General features: G+C 64.3%; 18 protein-coding genes. 5 read left to right on the forward strand and 13 right to left on the reverse strand.

The annotated features are described in order from the left end of the window. Positions 1 to 99 precede the first annotated feature (99 nt). Positions 100 to 1467 carry an oligosaccharide flippase family protein gene (locus tag PVT71_RS05085; protein ID WP_353473419.1) on the reverse strand — a complete coding sequence of 456 codons (1368 nt, stop codon included), beginning with the start codon at positions 1465 to 1467 and terminating at the stop codon, positions 100 to 102. Continuing rightward, positions 1464 to 2330 (reverse strand): glycosyltransferase, encoded by an 867-nt coding sequence (locus PVT71_RS05090; protein WP_353473421.1) that lies wholly within the window; start codon positions 2328 to 2330, stop codon positions 1464 to 1466. Before PVT71_RS05090 ends, PVT71_RS05085 begins: the two co-directional genes overlap by 4 nt. A gap of 155 nt (positions 2331 to 2485) precedes the next feature. On the opposite strand from PVT71_RS05090, the gene epsE reads away from it, so the two are divergent. Beyond that, positions 2486 to 3697, forward strand: coding sequence for an exopolysaccharide biosynthesis GT4 family glycosyltransferase EpsE (gene epsE, locus PVT71_RS05095; RefSeq protein ID WP_353473422.1), 1212 nt, complete (start codon positions 2486 to 2488; stop codon positions 3695 to 3697). Between the two features lie 51 nt (positions 3698 to 3748). On the opposite strand, the gene PVT71_RS05100 is transcribed toward epsE, so the two are convergent. Then, the gene (locus PVT71_RS05100) at positions 3749 to 6730 is read right to left on the reverse strand and encodes a calcium-binding protein (RefSeq protein WP_353473423.1); all 2982 of its coding nucleotides are present in this window, start codon (positions 6728 to 6730) and stop codon (positions 3749 to 3751) included. A gap of 334 nt (positions 6731 to 7064) precedes the next feature. Here PVT71_RS05100 and PVT71_RS05105 point away from each other — a divergent pair, with 334 nt between their 5' ends. Then, the gene (locus PVT71_RS05105; RefSeq protein ID WP_353473424.1) at positions 7065 to 8630 is read left to right on the forward strand and encodes a 2-isopropylmalate synthase; all 1566 of its coding nucleotides are present in this window, start codon (positions 7065 to 7067) and stop codon (positions 8628 to 8630) included. Between the two features lie 87 nt (positions 8631 to 8717). Here PVT71_RS05105 and PVT71_RS05110 read toward each other — a convergent pair whose 3' ends face one another. From PVT71_RS05110 to PVT71_RS05120, 3 genes are all read right to left on the reverse strand, one after another. Next, positions 8718 to 9620, reverse strand: coding sequence for a hypothetical protein (locus PVT71_RS05110; RefSeq protein ID WP_353473425.1), 903 nt, complete (start codon positions 9618 to 9620; stop codon positions 8718 to 8720). 132 nt (positions 9621 to 9752) lie between these two features. Continuing rightward, positions 9753 to 10607: a dTDP-4-dehydrorhamnose reductase gene (rfbD, locus tag PVT71_RS05115; RefSeq protein WP_353473426.1), complete on the reverse strand. Its 855-nt coding sequence runs from the start codon at positions 10605 to 10607 to the stop codon at positions 9753 to 9755. A gap of 36 nt (positions 10608 to 10643) precedes the next feature. Continuing rightward, positions 10644 to 11630, reverse strand: a complete 987-nt coding sequence (locus PVT71_RS05120; protein ID WP_353473427.1) for a D-glycerate dehydrogenase — start codon at positions 11628 to 11630, stop codon at positions 10644 to 10646. Between the two features lie 106 nt (positions 11631 to 11736). Here PVT71_RS05120 and PVT71_RS05125 point away from each other — a divergent pair, with 106 nt between their 5' ends. Further along, the gene (locus PVT71_RS05125) at positions 11737 to 12237 is read left to right on the forward strand and encodes an SH3 domain-containing protein (RefSeq protein WP_353473428.1); all 501 of its coding nucleotides are present in this window, start codon (positions 11737 to 11739) and stop codon (positions 12235 to 12237) included. Between the two features lie 6 nt (positions 12238 to 12243). On the opposite strand, the gene PVT71_RS05130 is transcribed toward PVT71_RS05125, so the two are convergent. The 7 genes from PVT71_RS05130 to PVT71_RS05160 form a co-directional block, all read right to left on the reverse strand. Further along, on the reverse strand, positions 12244 to 12678 hold the full coding sequence (locus PVT71_RS05130; protein ID WP_353473429.1) for a GNAT family N-acetyltransferase: 435 nt from the start codon (positions 12676 to 12678) through the stop codon (positions 12244 to 12246). A gap of 87 nt (positions 12679 to 12765) precedes the next feature. Then, a complete protein-coding gene (locus tag PVT71_RS05135) occupies positions 12766 to 13632 on the reverse strand; it encodes a Hint domain-containing protein (RefSeq protein WP_353473430.1) in 867 nt (288 codons plus the stop codon). Positions 13633 to 14040: 408 nt separating this feature from the next. Further along, positions 14041 to 14757 (reverse strand): LrgB family protein, encoded by a 717-nt coding sequence (locus tag PVT71_RS05140; protein WP_353473431.1) that lies wholly within the window; start codon positions 14755 to 14757, stop codon positions 14041 to 14043. Beyond that, on the reverse strand, positions 14754 to 15128 hold the full coding sequence (locus PVT71_RS05145; RefSeq protein ID WP_353473432.1) for a CidA/LrgA family protein: 375 nt from the start codon (positions 15126 to 15128) through the stop codon (positions 14754 to 14756). The genes PVT71_RS05140 and PVT71_RS05145 overlap by 4 nt, the downstream gene beginning before the upstream one ends. 1087 nt (positions 15129 to 16215) lie before the next feature. Beyond that, positions 16216 to 18234 carry a Druantia anti-phage system protein DruA gene (locus PVT71_RS05150; protein ID WP_353473433.1) on the reverse strand — a complete coding sequence of 673 codons (2019 nt, stop codon included), beginning with the start codon at positions 18232 to 18234 and terminating at the stop codon, positions 16216 to 16218. 57 nt (positions 18235 to 18291) lie between these two features. Then, entirely contained in the window at positions 18292 to 20079 is a 1788-nt protein-coding gene (locus PVT71_RS05155) for an ATP-binding protein (RefSeq protein WP_353473434.1), read from the reverse strand. A gap of 77 nt (positions 20080 to 20156) precedes the next feature. Further along, a complete protein-coding gene (locus PVT71_RS05160) occupies positions 20157 to 20528 on the reverse strand; it encodes a hypothetical protein (protein WP_353473435.1) in 372 nt (123 codons plus the stop codon). Between the two features lie 310 nt (positions 20529 to 20838). Here PVT71_RS05160 and PVT71_RS05165 point away from each other — a divergent pair, with 310 nt between their 5' ends. Both PVT71_RS05165 and PVT71_RS05170 read left to right on the forward strand, forming a co-directional pair. Further along, positions 20839 to 22002 carry a tyrosine-type recombinase/integrase gene (locus PVT71_RS05165; protein WP_353473436.1) on the forward strand — a complete coding sequence of 388 codons (1164 nt, stop codon included), beginning with the start codon at positions 20839 to 20841 and terminating at the stop codon, positions 22000 to 22002. A 199-nt stretch (positions 22003 to 22201) separates the two neighbouring features. Next, positions 22202 to 22795: a hypothetical protein gene (locus tag PVT71_RS05170; protein WP_353473437.1), complete on the forward strand. Its 594-nt coding sequence runs from the start codon at positions 22202 to 22204 to the stop codon at positions 22793 to 22795. The last annotated feature ends 173 nt before the right edge of the window (positions 22796 to 22968 follow it).

Raw genomic sequence — 22968 nt, forward strand, 5'->3', positions numbered from 1 at the left:
GGGGAAACAAAGCAGCACCTTTGCGCTGCACTGTCCGCCTTGTTCGAGGTTACCAAGAAAGGGCGGCGCTGTCTGCCGCCCCTCCCGGCCGCCGGAGACTCACCCCCCCTGCGCGACCAGTGCCAGGATGGCCGGCCAGTTGAGCATCACCGCCAGCCCCGCCAGCGCCGCGCCGAGCAGCGCGAAGACGAGGTCGTGCAGCGGGTCCCAGACGCCCATGCGCCGCGCCAGCCAGACCACCACCGGGTAGGCCAGCAGGAAGGCCGCGCCATAGCCGAGCAGCGCGCCGATCAGGCCGTAGCTCTCGAGCCCGACGAGGATGCAGACCACCATAAGCACCGCCCGCGCCAGCGCCAGCGTGAAGAAGCTGCGGCTGTCGCCCGCCGCCAGCGCCGCCTGGTCGTAGGTCTGCACGACGATCTGCGGCATCTGCATGCAGGCGATGATCACCGTGACCGCCCCGGCGGCGAGGTAGCGGTCGTCGTACATCAGCGCGACCAACCAGTGCCCGCAGACCGCGAAGCTGGCGACCAGCAGCAGCAGCGGCCCGGTGACCGAGCAGCGCATCTTGCGCAGGCGCAGGAAGTTCCGGCGGCTCTCGCGCGGGGGGCTCTCGCGGTAGATCGGGATCAGCACCTTGCGGGTGACCATCCCGCCCAGCAGCATCGGGAAGGAGGCGAGGAAATAGCCGATGTTGTAGACCCCGAAGGCATCGAGGCTGAGGTACTTGCCGATCAGGATCTTGTCGCCCTGGCTGAAGAAGAAGCCGCAGACGGTGGACAGGAAGATCCACTTGCCGAAATGCACCAGCTCGTGCCGCGCCTCGGCCTCCATGCGGAAGCGGTTGCGCTGGCCCGGCAGCAGCAGCGAATTGGCGATCACCTCGAAGAGGCTGCTGACCAGCCCCGAGACCACCAGCGCCCAGACCGAGCCCGTCGCCCAGGCCAGCAGCACCGCGCTGACGACGCCCACGCTTTGCGTGAGCAGGTCGATCAGCGTGACCCGCCCGAGCAGCAGGTGCCGGTTGGCGCTGTCCATCCGCGTCGGGCGGAAGCCGACGATGAGCAGCGACAGCGCCGCCGCGGGCAGAAGCTGCAGCAGCTGCGGCTCGTCGTAGAAGGCCGACATCGGCCAGGCCAGCGCGCAGGCCGAGAGCCACAGCCCCGCCCCGCGCAGCACCTGGATGGTCCAGGCCGTGTCGAGGAAGTCGCGGTCGTCGCCGCGGCGGCTCTGCAGGATGGCCGGGGTGACGCCCACGTCCGAGAACTGCATGAGCCCCATCAGGAACACCGAGACCAGCGCCATGAGGCCGAAGGCCTCGGGGAAGAGCAGCCGGGTGAGCAGCAGGTTGCTGGCCAGCCGCAGCATCTGCGCAAAGCCGAATCCCCCGACGGTGAGCAGCGACGAGCGCAGCACGCGCGCGCCGAGCGAGGCGCCGGAGAATCTCTGGAAAAGGGCTGTGGTCACCGGCTGCGGCTCCAATCGGGGCGGGCCTGCGGGGTCAGCCGCACCAGCAGCGCGACGCCGGTGTAGACGGCGAAGCCCAGCGGGTCGCGCAGCGCCATGCGCAGCTTGCCATGCGCCGACAGCGGCAGCTTGTCGTCGTTGCCCAGCAGCCGCGGGTAGAGCGCGCCGACCTGCGCCACGCCGGCATCCTGCCGGCGCCGCACGCGGACGAGGGCGCGCAGCCCCTCGGCGATGGGCCATTCGTAATGGGCGGTCACGGCGACGCGCTCCTCGGGGGTGAAGCTCAGCCGCACGAAAGTGTCGTCCGAGATGATGTCGGGGAAGTCCTGCCAGCGGGCGCGGCCCTCGGCATTGACCGCGAAGACGCCGCAGCCGGGCACGCCGCGGGCCATGAAGGGCACCTGCCGCCAGGTGCGGGCATAGGCGCGCGCCGCCCAGCCATGGGCGGTGATCCGCAGCCGCCCGCTGGCATAGCGCGCCCCGGGGCGCGACAGCGCGGCGTGGAGCTGCGCGAGCAGCCCCCTGCTCACCGTGACGTCGGCGTCGAGGTAGATGCGGTTGCCGGATCGCGCCGCGGCGTCGCCGGCGTTGAGCGCGGCGAGCTTGCCGCCCTCGGCGCGCTCGATCACCCGCAGGCCCCAGCCGCGTGACGCGAAGTCATCCGCGACGGCCCGCGCGCGGTCCGCAGTGTCGTCACGGCAGCCGTTGGCGACGACGATCACCTCGGGGGGCGGCGCTTCGCCGGGCCAGTCCGAGGCCAGAAGCGCCTTCAGGCACGCGCCGATCAGCGCGCTTTCATTGCTGGCCGGCAGGATCACCGAAACGGCGGGATCGCCGGAGAACCGAAACTCGTCAGACGCCATGACCCGTACCAAGGACGACACACCTGCAGAACTCTTGCACCAGCACAGGGTGGCTTTGCCAGCAAACTGTGGCCAAAGAATGATGACAGGCAATGTGTTGTGTATTTGCCGGGCGGAAGTGCCGCAAGGTCCGCCCGGAGCATGTGGGGGGTCGATTGCCTCAGAAACTTCGCATCGGGTATCTCGTGCCCCAGTTCCCGGGGCAGACGCACATCTTCTTCTGGCGGGAGGTGCAGGCGCTCGAACGGATGGGCCACGAGGTGCACCTGCTGTCGACCCGCGTGCCGCCGCTGGGGCTGATCGCGCACAGCTGGTCCAAGGAGGCCATCGCCCGCACCACCTACCTCGGCGAGGTCCGGCCGCTGAGCGCCGCCGGGGCCGCGGCGCTGCTGCTGCCGCGCGGCCTGCTGCTCGACCTGCTGCGCGAAGGGCCGCGCTTTGCCAGGGACGTGGCGCTGACGCTCTCGGCCGCCGCGGCGCTGCGCGACTATGCCGCCGCGCACCGCCTCGACCACGTGCACGTGCACAGCTGCGGCCGCGCCGCGCTGGTGGCGAACCTCGCGCACCGGCTCGGCGGCGTGCCCTACTCGCTGACGCTGCACGGGCCGCTTTCGGACTACGGCCCCGGCCAGCGGGTGAAATGGCGCGGCGCCGCCTTTGCCACGGTGATCACCCGCAGGCTGACCGAGGAGCTGCACGCGGCGCTCGCCGGGCACCTGCCGCCGCGGCTGGTGATCCGGCCGATGGGGGTCGATACCGACGTGCTGCGCCGCGACCTGCCCTATGTCCCGCCCGAGAAGGGCCGACCGGTGCGGCTGTTCTCCTGCGGGCGGCTGAACGTGGTGAAGGGCCACCAGGACCTGATGTCGGCCATGCGCCAGCTGCTCGACCAGGGCGTGGACGTGCGGCTCGAGATCGCCGGCGAGGATGACGCGGGCGGCTCGGGCTACCGCAAGGAGCTCGCGGCGCACCTGCGCAAGCTGCGGCTGCAGGACCACGTGAAGCTGCTCGGGGCGATCGACGCCGGGGCGGTGCGCGACAAGCTGCTCTCGGCCCATGCCTTCGTGCTGGCCTCGTGGCACGAGCCGCTCGGCGTCGCCTACATGGAGGCGATGGCCTGCGGCGTGCCGACGATTGGCACCGACGCGGGCGGCGTGCGCGAGCTGATCGACGACGGCCATAGCGGCAAGCTGGTGGCGCCGAAGGATCCGACCGCGCTGGCCCGGGCGATCCGCGAGCTGGCGCAGAACCCCGAGAGCGCCCGGCGCTTCGGCGAGGCGGGCCGGGCCCGCGTCGAGGAAGGCTTCCGCGCCAGCCTCGGCGCCGAGACGCTGGTCGAGGAGATCCTCCGCGCGCGGCAGGGATAGGGCCAACGGCCTTGGAAGGCCGTTGCAAATCCCTTCGAAGGGATTTGCGGCTCAGAGCCCGGCGGCGGGGACTTCCTCGCCCGGCGCGTCCTCGAAGCCCAGAAGTTCGACCGAGAAGAGCGTCACCCGCCCCGCCGGCCCGTCGGCGATGAGCCGCCCCGAGGCGTCGCGGGTGAAGCTGTAGCCCTGCCGCGATCCCGGCAGCAGCGCCCGGTCCTGCCCGGGGCCGCCGTGCAGGTGATCGTCGCCGCCGCCCCCGACCAGCACGTCGTCCCCCGCCCCGCCGAGCAGGATGTCGGGACGCGCCGTGCCCTCGAGCCGCCCGCCCTCCGGCGCGGCGCGCAGCAGCAGCCCGTCGTCGAAGGTGCCCGCCTCGCGCGTCTCCCAGCCGGTCGGGGCCGAGGCGTTGTAGCTCATCAGCATGTCCCAGCGCGGGTTGGCGTCGTCGAGGTGGCGCAGCGCGCCCCAGCTGCCCCATTGCGAGGCCTGCGCGACATCGACGAAGGCGTTGAACAGCGTGCCCCCGGCGGCGATCCAGCCGGTCAGCAGCTGCTCGTAGAGCTTGGCCATCTCGGGCGTGTAGTTGAAGGTCTCGAAGAACCCGGTGAGCCGCGCATCCTGCAGGCGCTCGGCCTGCGCCGCCACGTGGGTGCCGCCCTCGTACATCACCAGCCGCAGCCCGGCCGCCTCGGCCACCCCGGCGTGATAGGGCAGGATCTCGCCCGTCAGTTCCGCCAGCGATCCCTCCTGCAGCGCCAGCGCCACCGGCAGGATCGCCGCGTCGAAGCGATGCTGGCGCACGTATTCGCGCAGGGCGACGCGGCGCAGCCCCTGCGCCTCGCCGTCTTCCTGCGCCTGCATCTCGGCGCGCGAGAGCCAGTCGTCCATCTGCGCCGCCATCTCCTCGCCGCCGAGCTCGTAGCCGAAGTATCCGGCCACGGCATAGGCGTCGAAACTCTCCTGCGGCGGGCGGTCGAGCGCGAGATAGGCGAGCGGCGCGGTGAGGATCTGCTCCTCGAGCCCCGGCCAGCCGGTGTGGGTGGAGATCACCCGCACGAGCCGGTCCGCCGCCTCGTCGCCGTAGACGTCGGACCAGATGTCCATCACCTGCGCGGCGCGCAGCCCGTAGAACTGGATCCAGCCCGATTCGGAATGGCCCCAGCGCGCCTCGGCCTGCTGCGCGGCCCAGCCGGCCTGCGGGAAGATGTGGTTCCAGACCTCGTTGGAATACTCGACATAGGCCTTGAGCCGGGGATCGAGACGCGCCTTCACCAGCTCGGCGAAGCGGCGGACATAATCGTCGTCGGCCATGTGCGGCAGGGTGAACCAGGGATCGGCGCCGACCTCGTTGGCAAGCGCGATCATCACCTCGGGCGGCACGCCCCAGGCGGTCCAGGTGGCATCGCTCATCCGCGGCCGGTCGTCCCAGCCCTGCACCGGCGAGCCGTTGGTCATCATCCAGTCCATGAAGCGCAGCGCCCGCAGGTCGTGGATGCGCGCCAGCCAGTCGGGGTTGAACAGCGCCCCGGCCTCGTAGAGCGGCATCTGGTCCTCGCGCACCACGTGGATGTCGCGGATCGGGTCGGCGGGGTCGGTGGCCGAGATCGAGATGCCGACCGAGCCCTCGCCCGGGGCGTAGTCGAAGAGCGCCCGCCCCTCCTCCATCCGCACCCGGCTGGCGCGGCCGGTGAGCTCGAGCTCGCCCTTGCCCTGCCACAGCACCACGTAGGTGCCGCGCAGGTGCCGCGCCGCCTCGGGCTGGTCGGTGAGCAGCAGCGCCTCGAGCCGCTCGACCCCCTCGGGGATTCGCAGCGGCCAGCCGTCGTCGTCGAGCACGCCCTGCGCCCGCAGCGCGTCGATCTCGACCCCGCCCCACTGGCCCGGCAGGTGGCCGACCCAGACGCGCGAGGATTTCATCAGGTCGACGAAGGGATGCTGCGTCGACCAGTCCGAGAGCCCGCTCAGCCCCATGGCGAGCGCCGGCGCCCCCTCGGGATGCGCGCCCGGCCCCGGCAGGGCAAGCTCGGGCCGCGCCGGAAGCGGCTCGGTCGCGGCGGGAGCGGGCCCTGCCTCGGCAGCCTTCTGCGGCTCCGCGGGCGGCGCGGCGGGGGCAGCGGCGGCCTTCTCGGGCAGGAGAGCGGACACCACCTGCCAGACGTGGTCCGCGATCTGCGGATAGGCCTCGGCGATGGCGGTGTCGATCTCGGGCGGTGGCGCGAAGCCCTTGGGCGGCGGCGCGGCGTAGAGCGCGCTGTAGGAGACCATGGCGGCAAGGAAGTAGAGCGAGGGCGTGCCGTGCGGCGCGTCGTCGACGTAGAGCGCAAGCGCCGGCACGTCCTGCAGCAGGCCGCCCTCGTCCAGCAGCTCCGACAGCACCCGCGCCACGGGAATCACCTGCACCGGGCGCCCGGGCCGGGCCTCGCGCAGCTTGCGCAGCAGGTCGTCGTACCAGACCCCGTAGGCGCCCAGCGTGTAGTCGTGGTAGCGCCGCATGCCGCGCGCCGAGGGTGGAAACTCCCCGGCAACTCCCGCCATGTCGGGCCAGCCCTCGTAGACCCAGAGCGGCGTGCCGGGCGCGTGGCCCTCGACCCAGTCCGCGACGGTCAGGATCGCGTCCATCGGGCTGGTACCCGAGGGGTTGTTGCCGGGATAGGGCGCATCCGGGGCCTGGTACTGCAGGAAGTTGGCGGGGGTGATCACCACCGCGTCGTAGCCGGCGTCGCCGAAGCTGCCGCGCCCCTGGTCCCAGTTGTTCGCCACGCCGGGGATGGTCCAGTTGGGATCCGGCGGCAGCCCGTCCGAGAAATCGCGCAGGAAGCCCCATTGCCCGTCGAGTGCAAGCCGCGCGCCCGCCGCCTCGGCCAGCCGCGCCATCCAGTAGGGGGTGTTGCTGTGGTCCTCCTGCCCGAGGAAATGCACCAGCGAGTTGCCGAAGACATAGACCTCGCGCGAGGGGGTCCCGCCCGTCTGCGCCAGGGCCGCCAAGGGCCAGCCGGCGGCGAGAACCGCCGCCCTCAGGAATCGCCAGACCATGAAACTCCCCTGAACCAAACCCTTCACATGAAACATATGGGCACCCGGCGCGGCCACTCAAGCGCCGCGCATCGCCTCGCTGCGCCGCGGCGAAACTTTCCGCCAGCCGGGCGGCTTTTGCGGTTTTCATTTCTTTCGCCGCGCGTATAGTCGCGGCCATGATGACCCTTGGCCATATCCCCGCTGCTGCACGTGCGTTCCGCGCGCCGGTTGCGCTTGGCCTGCGTCTAGTCCTAATCCGCCTCTGAGCGCGCATCTCGGCGCGACCGCTCAGAGGAGGACCGTTTCGCGCCGGCGAACCCTTTCCAGGACGACGACTCAAGAGAGCCGAAAAATGACCGACCAAGCCAAAGACCGCGTGTACATCTTCGACACGACCCTCCGTGACGGCGAACAGTCGCCCGGCGCGACCATGACCCATGACGAGAAGCTCGAGATCGCCGAGCTGCTCGACGAGATGGGTGTCGACATCATCGAGGCGGGCTTCCCGATCGCCTCCGAGGGCGACTTCCGCGCCGTCTCGGAGATCGCCGAGCGCAGCCGCAACGCGGTGATCTGCGGCCTTGCCCGCGCCCAGATCCCCGACATCGACCGCTGCTGGGAGGCGGTGAAACACGCCGCCCGCCCGCGCATCCACACCTTCATCGGCACCTCGCCGCTGCACCGCGCCATCCCGAACCTCACCAAGGACGAGATGGCCGACCGCATCCACCAGACGGTGACCCACGCGCGCAACCTCTGCGACAACGTGCAGTGGTCGCCGATGGACGCGACCCGGACCGAGCATGACTATCTCTGCCGCGTGGTCGAGATCGCCATCAAGGCCGGCGCCACCACGATCAACATCCCCGATACCGTCGGCTACACCGCGCCGCGCGAATCGGCGGACCTGATCCGCATGCTGCTCGAGCGCGTGCCGGGGGCGGACAACATCATCTTCGCGACCCACTGCCACAACGACCTCGGCATGGCGACGGCGAACAGCCTCGCGGCCGTCGAGGCCGGTGCGCGGCAGATCGAGTGCACGATCAACGGCCTCGGCGAGCGGGCGGGCAACACCGCGCTCGAAGAGGTGGTGATGGCGCTCAAGGTGCGCGGCGACATCATGCCGTATGAGACCAGGATCGACACCCGCAAGATCATGCACATCTCGCGCCGCGTCGCGACGGTGTCGGGCTTCCCGGTGCAGTTCAACAAGGCGATCGTCGGCAAGAACGCCTTTGCCCACGAGTCCGGCATCCACCAGGACGGCATGCTCAAGAACAAGGAGACGTTCGAGATCATGCGCCCCGAGGACGTGGGCCTTGCCGGCACCTCACTGCCGCTCGGCAAGCACTCGGGCCGCGCCGCGCTGCGCGCCAAGCTCAAGGATCTCGGCGTCGAGGTGGGGGACAACCAGCTCAAGGACATCTTCGTGCGGTTCAAGGACCTTGCCGACCGCAAGAAGGAGGTCTTTGACGAGGACATCCTCGCGCTGGTGACGGCGGCGATGACCGATGGCGCGGATCACCTCGAGATCGTCTCGCTGAAGGTCATCTGCGGCACCGGCGGGCCCGCCGAGGCGACGCTCGAGATGGAAGTCGGCGGCGAGGAGAAATCCTGCGTGATGGAAGGCGATGGCCCGGTCGACGCCACCTTCAAGGCGGTGCGCGCGCTCTATCCGAACGCGGCCCGGCTGCAGCTCTACCAGGTGAACGCCGTGACCGAGGGCACCGACGCCCAGGCCACCGTGTCCGTGCGCCTCGAAGAGGACGGCAAGATCGCCACCGGCCAGTCGGCGGACACCGACACGGTCTATGCCTCGGCCAAGGCCTACGTGAACGCGCTCAACCGCCTGCACGTGCGCCGCAGCAAGACCGGAACCGACCAGAAGGAAATCAGCTACAAGGACGTGGGCTGACCCGGCCCGCGCCCCCGGCGTGACGGATCGAGGCCCGCTCCCACCGGAGCGGGCTTTTTCTTGCGCCGGGCGCGGCAGCGGTGCGGCTCAGGCGAAGAGCCCATCGCCGAAGGCGCCGTGCCCCTCGTGATCGTGGGTGCCGGGGCGATGAGAGTGCGAGAAGCCCTCCTCCGCCAGCCCCGCGTCCCCGGCCATGCCGTCCTGCCCGTCCCAGGCGGCGTCACCGTCGAATAGCGCGCCGTGCAGCGCGGCATACTGGCTTTCGACGAAGAGAAGCTCTTCCTGGGCATGATGCCCGTCCGGGGCGTAGGCGCCGCCCTGCGCCTGCTCTGCCGCGTGCCAGTCGTCCGGCGCGCCGAAGACGAAGCTGTCGGCCGCGTCCTCTTCCTCGCCGGCCAGCATCCGGGCGAGGAAGGCGCGGCCCTCCTCCGTGAGGTCGGGCCCGGTCACGTCGGTCGCCACCGCCGACAGGCCGCCGTGGAACGGGTCCGGGATCGGCTGGCGCAGCGGCACGTGGCCCATCGCCTCGAGCGGCCCGTCGACCGAGAGTTGCATGATCTCCGGCAGGAGCTCGGCCCAGCCGATGCGCCAGCTCTCGGCATAGCCGCCGGTGTCGGGCGCCGCGACGGTTCCGCCGGGGGCGTGGTCCATGTCGTGCCAGTGCCCGAGGCTGATGACCGCGTTGCGCAGCCCGCGCACGCTGCCGTCGGACTCGCCGCGCAGCAGGGCAAGCTTGGACTTGCGCCCCTGCGCCAGCGACGCCTGTTCCTGCGAGAGCATGTCCTCGGCGTAGAGCGACTCGAGCCGCGCATCGTCGAGCGTTTCGAACCGGGCCGCGTCGCGCGGCTCGGCCAAGTCATAGCCGAAGACACCGGCACCGATGCCGGCGTCAACCAGCGCGAGCGCCTGTGCCATGTCCGGGAGGTGGACGCCGTTGCCCACGCTCCGCACCTGCCACGAGGACAGGCCGTATTCCGGTATCCGTTCCATGGGAGTCTCTGCTTCCGCAACCCTTGCGATGCCGCCACAATCGCGCGGAGAGGGGGCGGAAGCGGAGCCGGATCATGGCCGAATAGCGGAGATTCCCCCGGTTTTTACATGAACTCGCGGGATCCCAGGCGCTCAGTCGCGCCTGGACTCCAGTTCCCTGAGGATATCCGCAAGGCCCTTGCGCCAGTCCGGGCGCGGCAGGCCGAAGGCCGCCTCGGTCGCGCTGTTGTCCAGCCGCGAATTGGCCGGGCGCCGCGCCGGGGTCGGGTAGGCCGAGGCGGGGATGTCCACCACCTGGCAAGGCAGACCCGCCTGGGCAAAGATCTCGCGGGCGAAATCGGCCCAGCTGACATCCGGCCCGCCCGACAGGTGATAGGTGCCCGACTTCTCGGGCGCGTCGACCAGCTGCTGCGCCGCCGCGAGGCAGAGCTCGGCGATGTCGGCAGCCGGGGTCGGCCCGCCCACCTGGTCGGCGACGACGTTCAGCGTCTCGCGCTCGGAGCCGAGCTTCAGCATGGTCTTCACGAAGTTCTTGCCATGCGCCGAGACGACCCAGCTGGTGCGGATGATCGCGTGGGTGCAGCCGGCGGCGCGCACCGCCTCCTCGCCTGCCAGCTTGGTGCGGCCATAGGCGCCGAGCGGCGCGGTGGGCGCATCGGGGGCAAAGGGCTGATCGCCCGCGCCGTCGAAGACGTAATCGGTCGAGATGTGGATGAAGGGAATGCCGAGGTCGGCGCAGGCCCGCGCCATGGCGCCGGGCGCCTCGCCGTTCACCTGCGCGGCGGTGACCTCGTCGCTTTCGGCCGCGTCCACCGCGGTGAAGGCCGCGGCGTTGATGACCACGTCGGGCGCTTCGGCCCGCACCGCCTCGGCGCAATCGCCGGCGTCGGTCAGATCGACCTCGTCCCGGCCGAGCGCCACCACCGGGCTCCGGCGCTGTATCTCGCGCGCCACCTGTCCCGTCGCGCCGAACATCAGTATCCGCATGTCATTTCCGTCTGGTTTTCTGGAGGTCCTGGAATTTCAGAGCATCGACGGCACGACCTGGTCCGGCGGGCGGTGCCCGTCGGCGAAGGTCTTGACGTTGATGATCACCTTCTCGCCCATCTCGATGCGCCCTTCCAGCGTGGCGGAGCCCATGTGCGGCAGCATCGCCACGTTCGGCATGTTCACCAGCTCGGGGTTGCCCCTGATCTTGTGCTGGTAGACGTCGAGCCCGGCCCCGCCCAGCTCGCCGGACTTCAGCATCCGGGTCAGCGCCGATTCGTCGATCACCTCGCCGCGCGAGGTGTTGATCAGCACCGCCGAGGGCTTCATCAGCCTTAGCCGACGCGCGTTCAGCAGGTGGAAGGTCGAGGGCGTGTGCGGGCAGTTGACCGAGACCACGTCCATCCGCGCCACCATCTGGTCGAGGCTCTCCCAGTAGGTCGCCTCGAGCGCCTCCTCGGTCTCCTCGCGCAGGCGGCGGCGGTTGTGGTAGTGGATCTGCATCCCGAAGGCCGAGGCGCGCCGCGCCACCGCCTGGCCGATCCGGCCCATGCCGAGGATGCCGAGCCGTTTTCCGCCGAGCCGCGTGCCGAGGAAGGCGGTCGGCGCCCAGCCGGCCCAGTTGCCCTCCTGCATGGTGGCGAGCCCCTCCTGCATGCGGCGCATCACCGCCAGCATCAGCCCCATCACCATGTCGGCGGTATCGTCGGTCATCACCCCGGGCGTGTTCGACACCATGATGCCCCGCGCGCGGGCGGTTTCCACGTCGATATGGTCCACCCCGGCGCCGTAATTGGCGATCAGCTTGAGTCGCGCACCCGCCTGCGCGATCAGCCCGGCGTCGATCTGGTCGGTCAACGTGGGCACGAGCACGTCGGCCTCGGCCATTGCGGCGGTCAATTCCGCGCGAGTCATCGCGACGTCCTCGGTGCGCAGTTTGACGTTGAAAAGCTCGCTCAGGCGGGTTTCCACCACCTCCGGCAAACGTCGCGTGACGACAACAGTCAGGCGTTTCTGCGGCATTCCGGTCAGGGCCTCCCTTTCCTTACGCTCTCCGCTTTGGCACACTGTCGCAAGCATGCACGGGGCACAAGAACCCCGGCGTAAAATCTCGAGCAGGACAGACACGATGGTCAGGACTTCTGTGTTGGCGGGGCTGCTTGCCGCCCTGCTCTGCGGCGCGGCCGCACAGGCGGCCGAAGAGCGCGGGCCGGTCACCAACCTGCCGCTCCCCCGCTACGTTTCGCTCAAGACCAACGAGGGCAACGCCCGGCGCGGCCCCTCGCTCACCCACCGCATCGACTGGGTCTTCACGCGGCGCGACATGCCGCTGGAGATCACCGCCGAATACGGGCACTGGCGCCGCGTGCGCGACAAGGACGGCGCGGGCGGCTGGATCCACTACGCGCTGCTGTCGGGCGTGCGCACCGTGCTGGTCGAGCAGGACATGCTCGAGCTGCACCTGCGCCCCGATCCCGGAACCCCGGTCGAGGCCAAGCTGGCGCTCGGCGTGGTCGCCCATCTCGAGCATTGCGAGAAGGACTGGTGCGAACTGTCCGCCGGCGGCTACGAGGGCTGGGCGCCGAAGACCGCGGTCTGGGGCGTCACCCCGGACGAGATCCTCGAGTAGGCACGCTCAGGGCTGCCAGCGATAGAGGATGTCGAACGTGTCCTCGCCGACCGGCTCGAAGCCGCAGGCGCGGTAGAAGGCATTGGCCGGGCTGCCCTTCAGCGCCATGAGCCGGATCGGCAGGCCCGCCGCCCGCGCCTGTTGCTGGACCTCCGCCACCACCGCCCGCCCGAGCCCCCGGCCCCGGCTTCCCGCCCCGAGGTAGAGGTGATCGAGGTAAAGCTCCTCCGGCCTTTCGCGCAGCACGAGGAAACCCGCGATCCGCTCCCCGTGCATCAGTACCGTGGTGTCTTCGGGAACGAACCCGTCAAGGAACCGCCGCCGCACCCGCTCCGGGTCGTAGCGCCCGAGCGCCTCGAGGCTCGGGCGCATCGCCTCGGCGCGGATCTCCGCCAGCGGCTCTGCGTCGGACGGCTCGGCGGGGCGCCGCGTGAGGGTCATGTGGCATCGCTCCTTGGCGCCGGGGTCTTCCCTGCTTAGCCGCCGCGCTCCGGCGGGGAAACCGCCATCCGCCGTCCGGGGCGCGGCTCAGGCCGCCTGCTGCATGTAGACCGCCGCCTCGCGCGCGGTGAGGTTGCGCCGGGCATGGCCGCCGTAGCCCATGGGCCGCAGGTCGATGCCGGGCAGCAGCGCCAGAAGCCGGGTGCGGTCGCCCTCCGAGAGGCTCGACAGCGCGGTGTTCGCCGGGTGGAAGCTCTCGGTCTCGACGCCATTGGCAAAGACGATGCCGTGGCGCGGCAGCAAGAGGTGCACGTAGGTCACCTCGCGCACCCGCAGGTCGCGGCAGATGGTCGAGCCGTTCACCAGCTGCTTGGCCGCCACCAGCACCTCGTCGGTGCCGAACAGCGCCCGCGCCACGTCGCCGCGGATCAGCATCCGGTGCTCGGGCGAGACGAGGAACTCGTCATCCGGCCGCTCGATGCCGAAGGCCCCGGCGCGGATCCGCACCGGCCGCAGCTCGGGCAGCACGTGCAGCCGCGCGCCGCTCATCCGCCGGCTGCCGACCCAGTGCACCGGCTGCGCGCCATCGTCCTTGGTCTGCACGAGGTCGCCCTCGCGCAGCGTCTCGACCGCCACCGCACCGCGCGGGGTGAGGATGCGCGTGCCCGCGGCAAAGCAGATCACCCCGCCCTCGTCGGGCCGCATCGCCGCGCCCGGCCCCGGCCCGAGGCTGCTCTGCACCACGCGCAGCTCCCTGCCGCGCGGCGGCACCGCGCCGTGGAACATCAGCAGCGGCCGCGGGCTCTCAGCCACCTCGATCCTTGTGACCGTGTAGGCCTGCCGCCCGTCGCTCACCACAAAGCTCGAGTCCTCTGGGGGATGCCGGACCGCGCTGCCCGCGCCGGTCTTCGCCGAGGGTGCGGCCAGCGCCGCCCCCAGCAGATCGCGTACCAAACGGGCCGCGCGCCTGGGGCACGCCGCCTCTCCGTCTCGCTGGTCAAACCCGTACGGACCCGAAAGCCCGTCTACCCTAACAATGTCACCAAACCAGGCCCAGGAGGCCCCGACTTGCAGGGAGGACGCTGGCGCGGCCTTCAGGCCGTCTGTGCGCGTCTGTGACCAGGAGACGACGAACGTGCCGAACAAGGCCGTTGTCATGTCCTGAATTCCTGCTCTCGTTTTCTTCTTGTATGCAGGATTCAGGATACCAAGCGGGAGCGACCTCTCCCAGCGTAATGACGCGGAACAGAGGCAGCTTCCGGACTCATTTTGTGTCAGTTTCTAGCCCCGGCGGAGCCGAACGGAATGGCCTGCAACCTCCGGGCGTAGCACGGTAAAATCGCCGACACAGCCCGCCCCGCGCTACTGGAACCAGCGCAGCACCAGCGGCGCCAGCAGGCCGGTCAGCACCGCGTTCATCCCCATGCCGATGCCGGCGAAGGCCCCCGCGGTCGGGTGTACCTGCAGCGCCCGCGCCGTGCCGACCCCATGCGCCGCGACCCCCGTGGCAAAGCCCCGCCCGCGCCAGTCACGCAGCCCCAGCGCGTTCAGCATCGGCGTCACGGCGATGGCCCCGATCATCCCGGTCAGCAGCACCAGCACCGCGGTCATCGCCGGATCGCCGCCAAGCTTTTCCGAGATGCCGATCGCCACCGGCGCGGTGGCCGATTTCGGCGCCAGCGAGGCCAGCAGCCCGCCGTCCGCGCCCAGCAGCCAGGCCAGACCCAGCGCCGAGACCACCGCCGTCGCCGAGCCCGCGACCAGCGCCAGCGCCATGGGCAGCGCCGCCTTGCGCACCCGGCGCAGGTTGGCATACAGCGGCAGCGCCAGCGAGACAGTGGCCGGACCGAGCATGAAGTGGACGAACTGCGCGCCCTCGAAATAGGTCTCGTAGGGCGTGCCCGTGGCCAGCAGCAGCGCCCCGAGCGCGATCACCGACAGCAGCACCGGGTTGAACCAGGGCTTGCCGCGCGACAGGCGGAAGATGCGGTCGCCGATCCAGTAGGCCACCAGCGTCGCGGTGAGCCAGAGCAGCGGCCCGCTCTCGAGATAGGACCAGATCAGCAGCGGGTCGGTCATGCCGCGTCCTCCTCGTCGACATTGCCGGTGAGCCGTGCCACGTATTCGAAGGTGATCGCCCCGACGCAGATCGCCAGCAGCGTCGAGACCACCAGCGACACGCCGATCGCCAGCGCATGGGCCGACAGCTCGGAAAGCCGCGCCACCGCGCCCACGCCGACCGGCACGAAGAGCAGCGAGAGGTTCTGCAGCAGGAAGGTCGCGACGGGCCGGATCAGCTCGAGCAGCCGTTTCGAGAGCACCATGCCGACGACCAGCGCGACCATGGCCAGCACCGGCCCGGGCAGCGGCAGGGCGAACATGCGCGAGACCACCTCGCCGCAGAGCTGGAAGAGCAGGAGAAGGATGATTCCGGAGACGATGACGGGCACGGGCCTGACCTCTTAGCGGTGGGGGACGGGAGATGGCGCCAGATTGCGTCTCCCCGCGCGGCAAGTCGAGGGGCGCCGCCTACCGTCCCTGCGCCGAAGCGCTCCGCGGCGCCTTTGGCGGGCAATTTTAACCGGAGAGCGTCTCCCGCACCCCCTTCCCCGCGTTCCGGCGACGCCCTGAAGATCAGGAATTCCCAACGAAAAAGGCCACCCGCGCGGGGTGGCCTTTTCTCTGGTCGGGCCTCCGGGGAGACCGTGGTGCCGGTGAAGGGACTCGAACCCCCGACCCCATCATTACGAACTGTTTGTTGGTTTCCCTAGACAGTGTTGCACATAGGCGCAACAGCCTTTCTCGAAGCGTACAACATCCTGGGAAAACTGACAACTTTTCAGGCTATGCCTCGCATCATTTCGCAACCAGTGGTCTTCGGTTTCGACGTGCTCCCCTACTAATCCCCTACAGGATTTGTTTTGCCCTACTAATCCAGAAAAAGCCCAGCCCAGGCGCTTCTTGAACGCTCCCTTGAACACACCCCACCCCATGCACGGCGACAGCTAAGCGAGGCAGGAGCGACCACTCCCAGAGAGGCCCCTCTTGGGCAAAGTTCACCGGTTCAGCACCCTTTTCGTTGGCACGCAAAACGGAAGCCGGTTTTGCAAAGCTGATCCAGCGTAGTGGTGAGCACGAGATACCCAAAGACAGCCTCGGAACGTAATGAAGATTTTTCGATACATTTCAGACAGTTTTGGTAATTTGCCTGCAATTTTAGATTGAGGACACCGATGAGACGACGCGCTTGGATTGTAGCAGATACCGTGAGAACGGATAGGAAAGACATCTTCTGCTTCGCGGAAGGAGACCAGCACCATGTTGGCACGATAATTTCTGGAAGCAGAAGGTATCTTCATCGATTTGAGACAGAAGTTTCTCTCATCCGTAGATGCCCCGAAATGAAACGAATTCTCCAGTCTTTGGCAGATGAAGGGCGCTCCAACAGCATCTCACTTGATCGCATTCGACAACTCGCACAAGATGCTAGGATCATACTCGACGAGATAGACGCACCCTATGGGGAAGGCTAATCCATCAATCCAACCTTAGCTTGGAAAACTTTTCAGATCGAGATCTTAGGGATTCCGAGATGTGAATCGGCTTAAATTCCGCAAGTTGTTCGAGCACCTTTTGACTCTTAATGCGCGGCAAAAACCAGCGCCTCACCCAGCCATCAGAAATCGCAGCAGCGGAATTCGAAATTTTTCCTGTGTCGCTCTCGAAACCACTAAACCCAAGTAGTTGCTCTCGCGCTCCCTGGAACATTTCACAACCATAGACCTTCTTCTTGTTAGGTTGCTCAAGAAGTTCGCTATTGTTGATGCCTAAGAGGTTTAGACCCTCTCGAATCTGGCGCGTTCTCGGACTGCTACCTTCACCAAAAACACTGTTAATTCTGCGGCGCCCATATTCCGCGATACCTAAATTACGCATCATTTGGACTGTTTCGTCGCTGATGTGGGTAACCGTAAAGCCAGTGCTACTGTCAATCTTTGTCCAGACAACGTCACACGCAAGTTCTGGGCACCTTGACGCACGTAGGGTCAAACTACTGTACTGGTTGCTTCCAACACCATATAGCGCTGTGGTCGTCAGTAATTTCAGGTCAGATGACCTCTGAACCCGCTGCCCTTTGATCTGAGAGGAAATTTCGCTTACCTGTTTACCATACCTTTTTTTGTAAATTTCTCGCACTTCTTCCGAAGCCATCACCGCGGTAACAAGCTTTCCACCAATTAGCATGTTATAAGGAGCAACCGCACCACAAACCGAAAGATCCGCAACCTCTGAAGCCAGATGTACCTTCTTTATTTCTCCAAGTGCGGTTTGCACCGCCTGCCTTCCGTCTTTTTCGACGAGCGCCTCATACAAGGACGATCCGGGCTCTTTATCGAAGCCATATTCCTTCATTACTCCAAGCGCCTTCAGCAATGGAATAAGTTGTTCGGCCCTCTTTTTTCGGAACAAAGCTGTTTCCGAAAGTTCCTTCCACTGCTTGTTGGTAATCTTCGATTTGTCCATACCCCTGATATCAACAAGGTAATCAGTAGATTCAGCCTGCAAATCTCTCGCCCGATCTTGCAGCGCTTTGTGAACTGCTTGATCTAGAGCGAAGAAGTGTTCTGGCCTTGGGTGATTTAGAGCACTTCGAGGAACAAGGTCATCGGTGCGAATCTGCTTGATTGCAGACTTAATCGCATCAAAAAGCTTACGACCTACACTATCGGCGTTCCACCGACCTTCTAGAAGTCCGGAAATAACTTTCTCAAGCGTCCAACCAATCCATTTGTCGCGACTCAGAAGGTTCGCCGTTGGGCTCGCCAACAAAACGATGCCTATTACTGGCTTATTTGGACGCGCCGCATTTCTAATAAGAAGCCTCAAAGTGCGACCGGGAAGCAACTTGTACTCAAGGGACCAAGTATGCCGAAAGTATCGCCAAATATCTTGGAGCCTATACCCCGTATAGGGGCATTTCTCGTCTCCTCGGCACTCCACCAATTCAGGACAAATAATTTCTTTCGCGCTGTTTAATGCTTTTTCGACCGGCTCTGCTGCAAGTTTCTCAAGCTCCAACGCAAGCTCCGCGCCATCGTCAACAAGGTCGAGCACGGACACCGTCCGACCTTCGAATTCCCTTGAAGCCTCCATTCGGCGGATAAATTCCCGATTGGCGGGGTCTGCAAGCTGACGATTACTAACAGCCTCGAAACCTTTCCGAATTCTTCTCTTTATCTGCTCTTCAGTTTCGTTCCCACTTCCCTCTATAGACGGTTGCTCCACATAGATGCGGTCGTCCTGAGTGGTGACAATCCATCCTTGCTCAGTAAAATCTGCCAGCATTGAGTAGCAAATGGCGAGGCGGGTCTGATCTGAATAGGTGCTCTCTGCGTGATCTGTGGAGGCGTGTTTCCGCGCGTGGATTCTATAATTCGCGGCCGCATCGTGCGCATCTTCTTGGGCCTGACCTTTGACCGTCGCGGCAAGCTCGGTGAGCATCTTCGTTTGCAGCTTTTTGGGAGCGAACGACTTTTTCTGGTTTTTGTTTTTCATAGTTCACGCCAGCAAAAAGAGCCCACTAAAGTGGGCTCTTTCGCTGTTCCTCGAAAGTTATGCGGCTTCTTCGTCGTCTTCGTCCGCGTACTCACTCAGCGCGCCGAGCATCACGTTCATCTTCTTCGACCACTCAAGTTTCTCTACGTGGTAAAAGCTCTCTTTGCTTACATTTCCGATGGCATCCAGTTCGCCTTCACCGATCGAAAAGAGAACGACCTCCAAGGCATAGCGCATGAAACTGGTGGCCGACTGGTTCGCATAAATGTCGAGGTAGAACCTGTGGGCCATATTGACCTTGAGAACCTTCATCGCCCCGCGCTGTTCCATTCTATAAAACGGCGCATCAGGCATGGTTTCAAACTCGACCTTATAAGGACGTTCCTTTGTCTCCGCCTCCAATTCCTCTTTTGCTACGTTTTCTGGGACCTTTCGTTCCTTCGCAGCGTTTTTGTAGAATTCCTCGAAGTTTTTCTTGGCCTGCTCCCCACGCTCCTGCGACATGGGATGAACGCGACCAGGGCGTGATTGCTCTGAACCTTCCTTTGCAGCCAATTCCGATGGGCGCGGCTTGTTCTCTCCCTCAGCCGGTTTGGACTTATCTGCAGCTTTAGCTTCTTTGTACAATCTCTTCAGCGACTTTAGGCCCGAAAGCACGCCGCCTTCCTTGAGAAGCTGCCAAATCCGATCAGACATAACCACGTCTTGCTTGGAGTTCGAGATCGTGAATTCTTCATCCAAGTCAGCAGGAAAGTCGATTTCCAGACCCCAATATCGGTCATCGTTATTAGAAAGGCTACCAAGGCCCTCCCAACCTTGCGTCCCATCGTTAGCGGTAATCTTGTCGACAACGTGGATTTGCCGACCCATGCGGCACACCACTATACCAAGATTTTGATTCTTTACGCGGAATCGTGCGTTGCCATTCTTTCCAGAAGCGCCCTTCGATTTATCTACAGAATAGAAACCGAGCGGCATTGAAGCAAAGCGAACTTTGATTTTGCACATGTTACCTGTTCGCGCTGAACGAACAGAAATTTCTCCCGGTTCAAGAGCAACGGCCCGTTGGGAGTCTTCATCAAAGAACCGAGCGCCAGGCGTAATGAAAAGCGGATCGACTGCTCCGACAATCGTGTTGTCGAACACGATCTGCGTTTGAGAGAGGTAGTTCCGGTAAATTGTTCCGAAGTGCGAGAGCAAATTGTTCCGCAATCCATTCACAGTGGACCACGTCAGGCGATCCAATTTCTCCCAGACAACTATCGTCCCGTGATTAAGCTTGCCTTCCGGGAAATTTTCCTCGACGTCTTTCAAAACCCAGTCGGGCGGGGTCTCTTTCCGATAAACAGGAACCTCCACCTTTCCGGGAACAGGCGAATACTTGAGCGCGGCCACGTCATCCAGGTCGACGGTAACTGCATACCAATCTTCGCCTCGCAATTTTGAGAAAATTGTGAATCTCTTCCCCTGATTGACAGAGGCGCTAGGCAAACCGAAGCCAAAGCGCCCCATGCCCTCGCGGGTTTCGTTCCGGTGACGGTGTGTCCCCCCCCAAGATGCAGCCCGGCGGACCATATTAGGCGGCATACCATGTCCATTGTCTATGATTGCGATGGCATTTGGCTTTTTGTCGCCATTCTTCTGAAAGCCAAAAGCAACACTAATGGTGTTAGCGCCAGCCTCGATTGCATTGTCAATAAGCTCATCAACAGCGGTGCCAGTGTGCTTGTAGTGGGTGGAACGCATGCTTTCTACAAAAGCTTCGCCAATGGCAAATGTGTAGTCAACACTGTTCTCATCAAGGGCGTTCGCATATTCAATCTGCAGCTCAAGCTGAGTCGCCATGATCATTTCCTTCATATTTGCAGCCATTTTCGGCCGCGCTGACTGAGTGGTGGCCCAATTGGGCCACCACTTAGCTTTTACTGAGCGAGCACAGGCGCCAGGTCACGCTTGCCCAGGCGCGCAACACGAGCCAGCGCATCGTAGATGGCGGGTCGGCGGCGACCGAGGTCATCGGCGATTTTCTGGGGCGAATGATTCATCCAAAAACGGCGGATGACAACACACTGCAGGTAGGGCGTAAGACCTTCCACGAACGCGCGAACTTCGCCACGCATGTCTTCGAGGATCATCTGTTCTTCGATCGTCGGCTTAGGGTCGGCGATGGTATCAACAACCTCGACCTTGGAGCCGTCTTCGAACTGTAACGTTTCATTGATCGAGCCGACGTTTGCCAGTCCGTACAGGGACTCAAACCCCGCGTTACACATAGGATAAAAGTGGGGATCCATAGGGGAACCTCCTTACTCAAGAGCCATCATTGAGGAGGTTCACAAAATCAGTGTACTCAGTTCTTTGTCATACATGCAGCCATTTTCGACCGCGTCGATCCGAAGAACCTCCGACGTATTCTCAATATAGCAGCGATCTGGGCAGATTCGAGTTGCTTGTTTAGAAAATTCTGCGTGCTCAAGCTCTTGCTGGACTTGGATGGACCTTCATTCTCTCTCAACACGCCGCCACACGGTGCATAACCCAATGAAAAGTCGATATTTTCCCAGGAATGTGCGTACACTCGAGCGTGGCCAGAAGGAGGTCACGATGCCTAGTCTACGTCTTACCCGCCGTGCGATTGACGAAATTCCCTTCGCCCAGAAGGGGCAAGTGTTCTACCGCGACACAACGCTACCCGGCTTCGGTCTGCCTGTTGGCGCTCAATCCAAAGTGTTCTTCGCTGAAGGCCAAGTGAACCGCCGCACGCGGCGCGTCACGATAGGCCGAGCCGATGTCTTTGCGCCAGAGATTGCCCGCAAGAAGGCGCTGACGATCTTGGGCGACATGGCCGAAGGTCGCGACCCTAACGCCGAAAAGCGCGAAGAGGCTGTCGAGCAGATAACGCTGGAAATGGCGCTGGATCGCTTCTTCGAAGTCCGCAGCCTGTCACCGCACACTGTCAGCCACTATCAGCGCACCCAGCGGCTTTACCTCAAGTCCTGGCGCAAAAAGCCGCTGAACGAGATCACCCGCCAGATGGTTCTGAAAAGGCATCAGGACATTGGCAATATACATGGGGAAACCACCGCGAACAACGTGATGCGGCACATCCGGTCAATCTACAATTTCGTGGCAGCAACTCAAGATGACTTCCCGCCGAACCCGGTGCAGATTCTGACCCAGGCGCGTGCATGGTATAAAGAACGGCGGCGCCAGACTGTAATCACAGCGCTGGACCTGCCAGCATGGTGGAAAGCTGTGATGGCGGAGCCGGAATACTCACGTGATTTCCTCCTGACCGCATTGTTCACTGGCATGCGCCGCGGTGAACTGACCAAGCTCCGCTGGGAAAACGTTGACCTGTGTGGCAGAGTACTCCACCTGCCGACCACGAAGAACGGTGACCCGTTGAATCTACCGCTTTCGGCGTTTCTTGCCGACCTTCTTGCTCAACGGCGCGAGGCTAATCATGCCTCTCCTTGGGTGCTCCCTGGACCGGACAAGAGTGGTCATCTGGTCGAGACCAAGAAATTCCTGCTGCGTGTGTCCACAGGGTCAAGTGTCAACTTCACCCTGCACGACCTGCGACGTACCTTTATCACCATCGCTGAAAGCCTCGATGTACCCTACTATGCTCTGAAACGCTTGCTGAACCACCGCACCAACGGTGATGTGACTGGCGCCTATATTGTGGTGAACGCCGAGCGCTTGCGCGAGCCGGTGGAACTGGTCGCCAAGCGTATTCTTGAGCTGAAAGAGCCCTGCGACTGAACGAGGCTAGTTCGCCACGCCGGTCAGCTCTCACGCAGTGAAATGTCGAACTAACGGCTCCGGCGGAAACCGGGGCCGTTTTGCCATACTTTTCGAGGAGATGAATGTGTATAACTGGCGATCATCTGGTTGCCCCCTCGCGCGCGCGCCTAGGTAAGCTCCCGGATTGGTACCGCTCTTTATCGCTTGGATTGAACTCGTGGAAAACGGCAACCAAAACAATTCGCAATCAGACAGCGAAAGTCCTGCTGTTAGAACACGGTTCGGCCGAACACTTCTGGAGAAGATTCTGCTGGCGATTATTCGCGCCCATCCTTTTGGGGAGGACACACCGGAGAGACGCCTCAATATTGCACTACGCGCCCTTACTGGCGAGGATTCCAAAGTCGAGACCGTCGCACAAGACTGCGACCTACCCGCCTTGCGATTTATGGCGCAGGAGCGCCATCGTGACAAAGGCAATCGGTTTCTTTTGTACATGAAGCAGCGAAAGGAAGACATGCCAATTAAGCTTCCTCGACTGCGTTCAGACCTAGCACTTGCGAAGGAAGCTGCTGACAAGTTTTTCAATCCTCCCAATGAGCAGTCACGGAAGAGCACATACGACCGCTTGCGGGAAAAGTTCAGCGGCTCATATTACAGGAAGCAAGGTAAGGGTGATGGCGTAAACTTCAGAGAATACTTCATCTATCAAGCAGTCGAGCATGACTATATAGCAGAATCCTTTGAATATCAAAGTCTTGACACAGTTTTTGAAGCGCTTCGGAAGAACGGGGTGAAAGTCGAGAGATAGCCGGCATCTGCGTTGCGCAAGAAACAGGTTTTGTTTCGCAACTTTGCGCCCCTCTTCGGGATGAAGGTCCTCGTCATCAACGATGACAAAGGAAGACTCAATGTCCACTCATACTGAACTTTTGACTACGAAGCAGCTCCCGGCGATCACCGGGTTCAGCGCTAGCTACTTTG

Source organism: Salipiger sp. H15, assembly GCF_040409955.1.
Classification (GTDB): Bacteria; Pseudomonadota; Alphaproteobacteria; order Rhodobacterales; family Rhodobacteraceae; genus Salipiger.

What these genes read in the sequence shown, in the direction of transcription:
- PVT71_RS05155 (WP_353473434.1), bottom strand. Translation starts at nt 20,079, where the DNA reads ATGGCGACTCAGCTTGAGCTGCAGATTGAATATGCGAACGCCCTTGAT.
- PVT71_RS05105 (WP_353473424.1), top strand. Translation starts at nt 7,065, where the DNA reads ATGACCGACCAAGCCAAAGACCGCGTGTACATCTTCGACACGACCCTC.
- PVT71_RS05160 (WP_353473435.1), bottom strand. Translation starts at nt 20,528, where the DNA reads ATGGATCCCCACTTTTATCCTATGTGTAACGCGGGGTTTGAGTCCCTG.
- PVT71_RS05110 (WP_353473425.1), bottom strand. Translation starts at nt 9,620, where the DNA reads ATGGAACGGATACCGGAATACGGCCTGTCCTCGTGGCAGGTGCGGAGC.
- PVT71_RS05120 (WP_353473427.1), bottom strand. Translation starts at nt 11,630, where the DNA reads ATGCCGCAGAAACGCCTGACTGTTGTCGTCACGCGACGTTTGCCGGAG.
- PVT71_RS05150 (WP_353473433.1), bottom strand. Translation starts at nt 18,234, where the DNA reads ATGAAAAACAAAAACCAGAAAAAGTCGTTCGCTCCCAAAAAGCTGCAA.
- PVT71_RS05100 (WP_353473423.1), bottom strand. Translation starts at nt 6,730, where the DNA reads ATGGTCTGGCGATTCCTGAGGGCGGCGGTTCTCGCCGCCGGCTGGCCC.
- rfbD (WP_353473426.1), bottom strand. Translation starts at nt 10,607, where the DNA reads ATGCGGATACTGATGTTCGGCGCGACGGGACAGGTGGCGCGCGAGATA.
- PVT71_RS05130 (WP_353473429.1), bottom strand. Translation starts at nt 12,678, where the DNA reads ATGACCCTCACGCGGCGCCCCGCCGAGCCGTCCGACGCAGAGCCGCTG.
- PVT71_RS05090 (WP_353473421.1), bottom strand. Translation starts at nt 2,330, where the DNA reads ATGGCGTCTGACGAGTTTCGGTTCTCCGGCGATCCCGCCGTTTCGGTG.
- PVT71_RS05125 (WP_353473428.1), top strand. Translation starts at nt 11,737, where the DNA reads ATGGTCAGGACTTCTGTGTTGGCGGGGCTGCTTGCCGCCCTGCTCTGC.
- PVT71_RS05140 (WP_353473431.1), bottom strand. Translation starts at nt 14,757, where the DNA reads ATGACCGACCCGCTGCTGATCTGGTCCTATCTCGAGAGCGGGCCGCTG.
- PVT71_RS05165 (WP_353473436.1), top strand. Translation starts at nt 20,839, where the DNA reads ATGCCTAGTCTACGTCTTACCCGCCGTGCGATTGACGAAATTCCCTTC.